Here is a 7,824-nt window from a genome sequence, read left to right on the forward strand (position 1 = left end):
GTCCGCGGCCTTCGCGTGCGTACTCAGGGCATCGTAGGCGGTGGCGGCGAGTCCTGCGGCGCCCAGGCTGCGGGCAAGGCCCGGACCGCGCGGCATGGAAGGAGGGGCGGACTCCGCGGCGATCGCGGCAATGGGCGTGCCGAGCCCTCTGCCGATCACCAATTCCTGGTGCGGGGCCAGGTCGTTGCCGATGCTGGCGACGCGGGTGACCTGCCCATCGAGCTCGGAAGTGGGCGCGACGTCGCTGACGAAGACCTCGGTCGGCGCCTTGGGTCGGACTTCGTAGATATCGTAGACGGGCGCCTCGCTTCTGATCGGCAGGCCGAAGCGGTCGTTCAGGCGGGCGGCATAGCGGGCGACCTGGGGATGGTCGACGACGCGGATGTACTGGTACCAGGTGGTGGCCTCGAGCAGGCCGGTGTCGAGGCCGAGCAACAGCAGCGCCAGGTAGCCCGACAGGTACAGCCCGCCGACCAGGGCGAGCGCGGTCAGCAGCAGGGCGATGGGGACGCGCGCATCGCGCATGCGATCTCTCCTTGATTCCCCCGAGCGGCCCGTGCGGGCCGGCGGTCAACTTCCCCGATCGCCGGCGCAGATGCAAGCCGGCGCGCCGGTGTGTCCGCGGTCGCGTGCGCACGCATCATGCAGCTGCGGCGTTGCCTGCCGGCAGCACGCAGCGCCTGCTGCGCATGCTCGGTGGCGCGGGTCAGGCCGGGGGCGAGGTCGCCTTGCGATGATGGCGCTGCGCACCGGCAGCGCGGCCGGCGGATGCGCGCCAGGCGGCCCAGTCGGGCGGCGGGTGCGGCAGCGGTTGGCCCAGTTCGAGCAGCCGCCGCAGCTCCACCGCGTCGAAGTGCGGGGCCAGCGCCCGCACCAGGGCGAAGCCGAAGTCGCGCAGCAGCCGGTCGCGGCGCAGCAGCAGCCAGGTGGTGCACTCGGGCAGCAGGCCGGGGGCCATCGGCGGGGCGATCAGGTCGCTGTCCTCGTCGAGGGCCATCTCGGCCAGGAGGCCGACGCCGAGCCCGGCGCGCACGTAGGTGCGGATCAGCTCGCCGTCGCGCGCGGTGACCGCGACCTGCGCCGCCAGTCCGGCGGCGGCGAAGGCGCGTTGCAGCGAGGAGCCGGGATCGCGGCTGGACTCGTAGCTGACCAGCGCAATGCCGGCCAGGTCCTGCAGCCGCAGCGGCCGGTCGAGCGCGGCCAGCGGGTGCCCGTGCGGCACCAGCACGCGCCGCTGCCAGCGGTACAGCGGCACCGCCACGCAGTCCGGCGGCGGTGCGCCGGTGCCGCTCAGGATGGCCAGTTCCGCCTGCCCCGCCGCCAGCTGCCGCAGCGATTCGGCGTCGCCGCCGGGCGCCACGTGCACCGCCACGTCCGGGAACTGCCGCGTCAGGCTGCGCAGCGCGCCCGGTAGCGCGTGCCGGGCCTGGGTGTGGGTGGTGGCGATGCGCAGCAGGCCCTGGCGCTCGCGGCGCAGATTGTCGGCCAGCGATTGGATGTTCTGGCTCTCGGCCAGCAGGCGCCGCGCGTGCGCCAGCACCTGCCGGCCTTCCTCGGTCAGCGCGGTCAGCGCGCGGCCGCGACGGACGAACAGCAGGAAGCCGAGCGCGCTTTCGAGCTGCCCGAGCTGCTTGGACAGCCCGGACTGGGTGGCGTGCAGGCGCTGCGCGGCCAGGGTGATGTTGCAGCCGCAGTCGACGATCGTCGCGAAGCTGCGCAGCTGGGTCAGCGTCATCTCGGCGCCCCGGCGCGGGCGCCACGGCAGGGCGCGGGCGTGTTCATCGGCCCGATCATCCGGCAAGTCCGCGCGGGTGCCGTCCCGCGCGGGGCAACACTGTGTGCCGGGGCGTTCCCTGCCCATGTCGCGCTCTACCGCCGCGATGCGGGCGCGAGGTGGTCGGCCAGGAACAGCCCGTTGACCAGCAGCCGCTCGGTGCCGAGCCAGTACTTGCGGTGCGCGGGATCGTCGGCGAACAGCACCACGTTGCCCGCGCCCACGCGCGCCACCTGCGCCCAGGTCGAGCCGGCGGCGGCGCGGCGCAGCGCCTCGGGCAGGTAGCCGTTGACCAGCGGCGCGTCGTCGATGCGCACCACGTTGGAGAACGCGTCGGCCACCGGCGGCAGGGTCACGTCGGTCTCCTTGTTGACGAAGATGGCCCGGCGCGGCACGCCGAAGGCCAGCGGATGGGTGATGTCGGCGTCGGCCGAGAGCAGGTTGCCGGTGCTGCGCTGCTCGGCCAGCGCGTCGCGGCGCTCGGCGAAGTCGCGGCGGGCGTCGTCGCCGGTCGCGTCGCCGGCGTCGGCCGCTTCCTCGCCGCGCGCGCCAGCCAGGCCCTGCTCGATCGCCCAGCGCGAGGCGGTGCCGAAGGTCACCAGGGAGCCGCCGGCCTCGATCCAGCGCTTGAGCGCCTGCACCGTGGCCTCGCTCCAGTCGCCGTACTGGCCGCCGGCGAGCACGATGCTGGTGTAGGCGCCCAGCGGCACGCGCGCGAGCTGCGCGGGATCGAGCCGCGTGGCCGGCCAGCGCAGGCGCTCGCTGAGCGCGAACCAGGTCGAGCCGATCTCGGTGGCGTTGACGCCCTGGCCCATCACCAGCGCGATCCTCGGCGTGCGCAGCGGCTTGACGCTGTCGCTGCCCAGGTCGATGCCGGCCGCGCTCTGTCCGGTCGACAGCGCGTGCGCGACGACGCCGGCCTCGCGCGCGGCCGCGTCCACCGCCGCCTGCAGGGCCTCGGGGTCGAGCGGCTGGCCGGCCACCGGCACTACCAGGGTGCCGCGGCCGAAGGCGGTCTCGCCGCCGGTGGTGCGGGCGGTGAAGGGCTCGAAGGCGGCGCGTACGCGCACGTCCTGCGCCAGCAGCGCGGCCAGCACGCGCGGGGCTTCGACGTCGCGCCAGTCGATGGCGTAGGCGTAACCGGCGTGGCCGCCGGAAACGCCGCCGGCCGCGGGCGGCAGCGCGGCGATCGCCTCGCCGGTGGCCAGCGCCCGCCGCGAGCGCGCGACCTGCAGGCCGTAGGCGTGGGCGATCGCGTAGGAGGTGCTGCCGTAGACGCTGCCGCGCACCTCGGGCGTTTCCTCGAAGATCGCGTGGACCAGCCGGAACTGCGGCTGCGCCGAAGGCACCACGTAGGCGCTGCCGGGCTCGAAGCGCTGTCCGTCGATCTCCAGCGGCGCGGGCAGCGCGTGGACGCGGATGCGGTGCTGCAGCAGCAGGTCGAGCAGACGCCGGGTCAGGCCGGGGTCGTGGGCGTCGCCGAACACGTACGCGGCATGGCGGTGGCGGCGGCCCTGTTCGACGGCGGAGCGGAAGAAGTCCTGCTGCAGCGCCAGCAGCCCGGCCTTCTCGGCGACCGCGCCGCGCACGGTGGCCAGGCCGGTGGCGACCTGGTTGCGGATGGTGAAGCGGAACTCCAGCGGCCCGGAGGCGGTGTCCTGCACCAGCCCGCGCGAGCTGGCCTGCTCGACGGTGACGCCCACGCCGCCGTGGAAGTCGGGATAAGTGGAGCCGTACACCGGCGAGAAGTTGTCGAAGTTCTCGCGCGTGTAGTACAGCGAGCCCAGCGCGTCGAGGCCCTCGGCGTGGTAGCGCGCCAGGGTCACGTTGAAGTCGTAGGAGGCCTGCGGCAGCAGCGGGCTGTGCATGCTCGAGGGCGAGGGCTCGAAGTAGTAGGTGCTGCCCGAGCCCATCTCGTGGAAGTCGATCTGCACGTTGGGCCGCCACTGGTGGAACACCGCCAGCTTGGCGCGGGTCTCGCGCTGGGTGACGGCGAGCCAGTCGCGGTTGAGGTCGGTGAAGTAGTGGTTGGTGCGGCCCATCGGAAACGGCTCGACGTGCTCCTTGTCCAGCGGGTCGGCGACCGGCGGGTTCGACTTCCAGGCGTTGTGCCAGTTGGCGGCGCGGTCGCGGCCGTCGGGGTTCTGCGCCGGGTCGATCAGCACGATCGCCTCCTCCAGCCAGCGCCGGGTCTGCGCCGAGCGGCTGGCGGCCAGGTAGTAGGCGGTCAGCAGCGCGGCCTCGCCGCTGGAGGTCTCGTTGCCGTGCACGCTGTAGTACAGCCCCACCACCACCGGGACCCGCGCCGGATCGGCATCGGGCGCGGCAGGATCGGCCAGGGCGGCGTGGGCGCGGCGCAGGTCCTCCAGCCGCGCGTGGTTGCCGGCGGCGGTGATCACCACCGCGGCCAGCGGCCGCTCCTCGTAGCTGCGTCCGATCTCCTGCAGGCTCACCCGATCGGAGACGCGCGCCAGCTCGCGGAAGTAGTCCAGCAGGCGGTCGTGGCGGGTGTAGTGGCTGCCGATCGGGTAGCCCAGGAACGCCTCGGGCGTGGGCACCGCGGGGTCGAGGTCGGCGCTGGCGGCGTCGGGGAAGTAGTAGGCGGTCTGCGCGAACAGGGCGAAAGGCGACAGCAGCGCGGCGGCCAGCAGCAGGCGGCGCGCGGCGGAGAGCAGGAGGGGCATCGGCGGTTCCGGAATCGTTCGGGGAGGGCGCGCCCGGAGGGGCGCGCTGCGCATCGCGGGTCAGAAACGGTAGTCGAATCCGACCTGGAAGTAGCGCCCGCGCAGGTCGTACTGGGTGAAGTCGTACGGCGCGCGCACGCCCGGGAACGAGGCGTCGTGCGGCGGCGCCTCGTCGAGCAGGTTCTCGACCTTGGCGTACAGGGTCAGGCCGTCGATGCCCGACCAGCCGGCGTAGAGATCGAACTGGTCGTAGGCGTCGACGCGGGTCTGCCCGCCGACCGCCGGTACCTGGTCGTAGCCGCCGGTGCGGTACCAGGTGAGCCCGGTGTCGAAGTCGCCGATCTCCCAGCCCAGCGTGGTGGTCGCCTTGTTGCGCGGCAAGGACGGCCCGCGGTTGCTGCCGGCGTAGTCCACCAGCGGCCCGCCGACGGTGGCCGGACGGCGGTACTCCAGCACGTGGGTGTACACGCTCGACAGGGTGAAGTCGCCGGCGGCGGTGCGCCAGCGCTGGCGCAGCTCCGCGTCCAGGCCCGAGGTCTTGAGCTCGCTGAGGTTCTGGTAGCGGTTGTAGACGGCCACCAGCTTGCCGCGCGCATCGCGCACCACGTTGGCCGGGTCGTTCGCCTGCACGATGGCGGTGGTGTTGCCGGTGCCGACCAGGTTGTCCAGTTCGACCTTGTACCAGTCCACGCTCAGGCTGGTGTCGGCCCAGGGCGAGAACACCGCGCCGAGGTTGTAGCTGCGAGTGCGCTCGGGGTCGAGGTCGGTGTTGCCGACGGTGAAGAAGGTCGGGTTCTGGCGCGAGTTCGGCACGTCCGGGTCGTAGGGATCGACCACCGAGCCGTAGGCGATGTTGGTGCTGGCGGAGTTCTCCGACAGCGACGGCGCGCGGAACCCGCGCGAGGCCGAGGCGCGCACCAGCAGCGTGTCCAGCGCCTGCCAGCGCAGCCCGGCCTTGGGCGAGAAGGCGTTGCCGAAATCGCTGTAGTGGTCGCCGCGGCCGGCGATCTGCAGCTCCAGGCCGGTGGCCAGCGGCACGTTGAACTCGGCGTACACCGCGCTGACCTGCCGGCTGCCGTCGACCGCGGCGATCGCCGGGCGCACCTGCAGGCCGGCGTCGATCTGCCAGGGGTTGCGCGAGACCAGCGACTCGCGCCGCCATTCCGCGCCGGCGGCGAAGCCGACGCTGCCGGCGGGCAGGTCGAACAGGCTGCCGGAGATCTTGGCGTCGATGCCGTGCAGGCGCGAGTCGGCCGGGCGCAGCGTGCCGAGCGCGATCGCGTCGATCACCGCCTGCGGGGTGCTGCCAGGATCGTGCAGGTCGAGGCTGCCGTCGGCCAGCGCCTGCGCCAGCGTCCAGCGGTTGGCGAAGCCGGCCGCGACGTGCTCGCGCTCCTTGCTGCGCGCGCCGAACGCCGCCGCCTCCCAGTCCCAGCGCTCGGTACGGCCGCGCACCCCGGCCAGCACGCGCCAGGCGTCGGAGCGGTTGGTCTTGCGCGACTGCCCGAAGTCGAAGAACGTGTACTCGATCGGCACGTCCACGCCGTAGGGGTTGTACGGGTTGCCGGCCGGCAGCAGGTTGGACACCGGCTCGGCGAGCCCGGTGTCGGCGTCGAGCGCGAAGCGCCCGCCTTCCAGCGTGAAGTAGGGGCTGGAGCCGAACAGCGAGGTGCCGCGGATGTGGCTGTAGATGATCTCGCCGAAGGCCTCGACGTTCTCGTTGATGCGCAGGGTGCCGTTGACGTAGGCCTGGTAGCGCTCGGTGGCGGGGATCAGCGTGGTGTGCGGGGCGAGGTTGATCGCGCAGGTGTCGCCTTCCAGGCCGTCGATCGGCGCGCTGGCGGTGAGCACCATGCCCTCCGGGCAGTGGCCCTGGGCGTCGAGCAGCGGCACCGAGGCGCCGTCGACCAGGAAGCGCGCGCCCTTGGCGGTCCAGCCGTTCCAGCGCCCGCCGGGCAGGCCGGTGTAGATGCCCGAGCGGGTCAGCGCGCGTTCGTCCTGGTCGAGCCGCTCGCGGTTGTAGGCCTCGAAGCTGAAGAGCAGGTTGAAGCCGTCGTTCTCCAGGTCGCCGGTGCCGCCGACCAGGCGCGCGCGCTGGGTGTCCAGCCCGCCCTCGTCGGAGGTGCCGAGGCTGCCGCCGACCTCCAGGCCCTGGAAGTTCTGCCGGGTGATGATGTTGACCACGCCGGCCACCGCATCGGAGCCGTAGACGGCCGAGGCGCCGTCCTTGAGCACCTCGATGCGCTCCACCGCCACCAGCGGCAGCGCGTTGAGGTTGACGAAGGTGTCCGACAGGCCGCCGGAGGGGAAGCCGTAGTTGGCCAGGCGGCGACCGTTGAGCAGCACCAGGGTGTTCTTCTGCGACAGTCCGCGCAGGCCGATGCCGGCCGAGCCCGAGGCCCAGCCGCTGTTGCTGGTCTCGTTGGTGGCGTTGCCGGTGTTGGCCGAGATCGAGCGCAGCACGTCGGCCACGGTGACCTTGCCGGAGGTCTCCAACTGCTCGCGGCCGATGACCTGGACCGGGTTGGACCCTTCGGCCTCGGCGCGGCGGATGTTGGAGCCGGTGACCACCAGGGTCGCCAGGGTGGGACTGCTGTCGGGCTGCGGGGAGGGGGCGTCCGATGCCGGGGCCTGCGCGGAGGCGGGGGAAATGGAGCCGAGCGCCGTGAGCACGGCGGCGGCGATCGGGGCGATCCTCGACATTGCTGCACCGCAAAATCATGAACGGGCAGGCAGTGAGCCACGGATGGCGAACGTTAAAAAATGGTGATTGGGACTGGCGCCATTCCGTTCCGGCATGTACACCGCAGCAGGAGCGCGCAGCGGGACGCCGTCGCATTCCCCTCGCCGCGAACTGGCGGCTTCGAATCCGGCCATGCTATGAGAGAACCCGTTCCGAAGGATGCCGGATCGACGATGTCGCACCTCCCCCGCCCCCACGATGCTTGCCGCCGATCGCTTTGGGCGCGCCTGCTGCTGGCCTGCGCGCTGGCGCTGCCGCTGTCGAGGTCGAAGTCGAAACCCTGCTTCTTCAGCTCCACCGCTAAATCCATCGCACGGTCGTAGTAATCGGTCTTCAGGCCGATCGACTGCGGGAAGTTGTTGCCGAGGAAATCCTCCGCGGCGGTGCTGCGCAGCTTGCCGTCGGGGCCGACCACCTCGTTGGCCGAGCCCTTGAACACCAGGGTCGGCTTGTAGCCGCGTCCTAGTACTTCGGGATCTGGGAAATAGAGCTCGGCGCGGAAGCCGGACTCCCGAGGCTTGAGCAGTTCGCGCAGCTCTTCGTCGCTTCCCTGCAAGCCCGGTATCGCGGCCCGCAGCAGGTCCAGGTTCTCGCTGGCGCGCACCCAACCGCTGGGCGGAGTT

The 7,824-nt window shown here is 72.3% G+C and carries 4 protein-coding genes and 1 pseudogene; all 5 read right to left on the reverse strand.

Translation table 11 applies throughout. From position 1 onward, the window contains the following. Positions 1-525 (reverse strand): annotated as a pseudogene (locus tag Z164_RS21100) (hypothetical protein); the annotation flags it as partial. A 181-nt stretch (positions 526-706) separates the two neighbouring features. Continuing rightward, positions 707-1,735, reverse strand: coding sequence for a LysR substrate-binding domain-containing protein (locus tag Z164_RS0119355; RefSeq protein ID WP_024892283.1), 1,029 nt, complete (start codon positions 1,733-1,735; stop codon positions 707-709). Between the two features lie 134 nt (positions 1,736-1,869). Continuing rightward, positions 1,870-4,458 carry a M14 family zinc carboxypeptidase gene (locus tag Z164_RS0119360; protein WP_024892284.1) on the reverse strand — a complete coding sequence of 863 codons (2,589 nt, stop codon included), beginning with the start codon at positions 4,456-4,458 and terminating at the stop codon, positions 1,870-1,872. Positions 4,459-4,518: 60 nt separating this feature from the next. Then, complete coding sequence (locus Z164_RS0119365; protein ID WP_024892285.1) at positions 4,519-7,161, reverse strand: TonB-dependent receptor plug domain-containing protein; 2,643 nt, start codon at positions 7,159-7,161, stop codon at positions 4,519-4,521. A 53-nt stretch (positions 7,162-7,214) separates the two neighbouring features. After that, the coding region (locus tag Z164_RS22895) for a Tle-like phospholipase domain-containing protein (protein WP_484496894.1) at positions 7,215-7,824 on the reverse strand (610 nt) is incomplete at its 5' end.

Source organism: Luteimonas huabeiensis HB2 (genome assembly GCF_000559025.1).
Classification (GTDB): Bacteria; Pseudomonadota; Gammaproteobacteria; order Xanthomonadales; family Xanthomonadaceae; genus Luteimonas; species Luteimonas huabeiensis.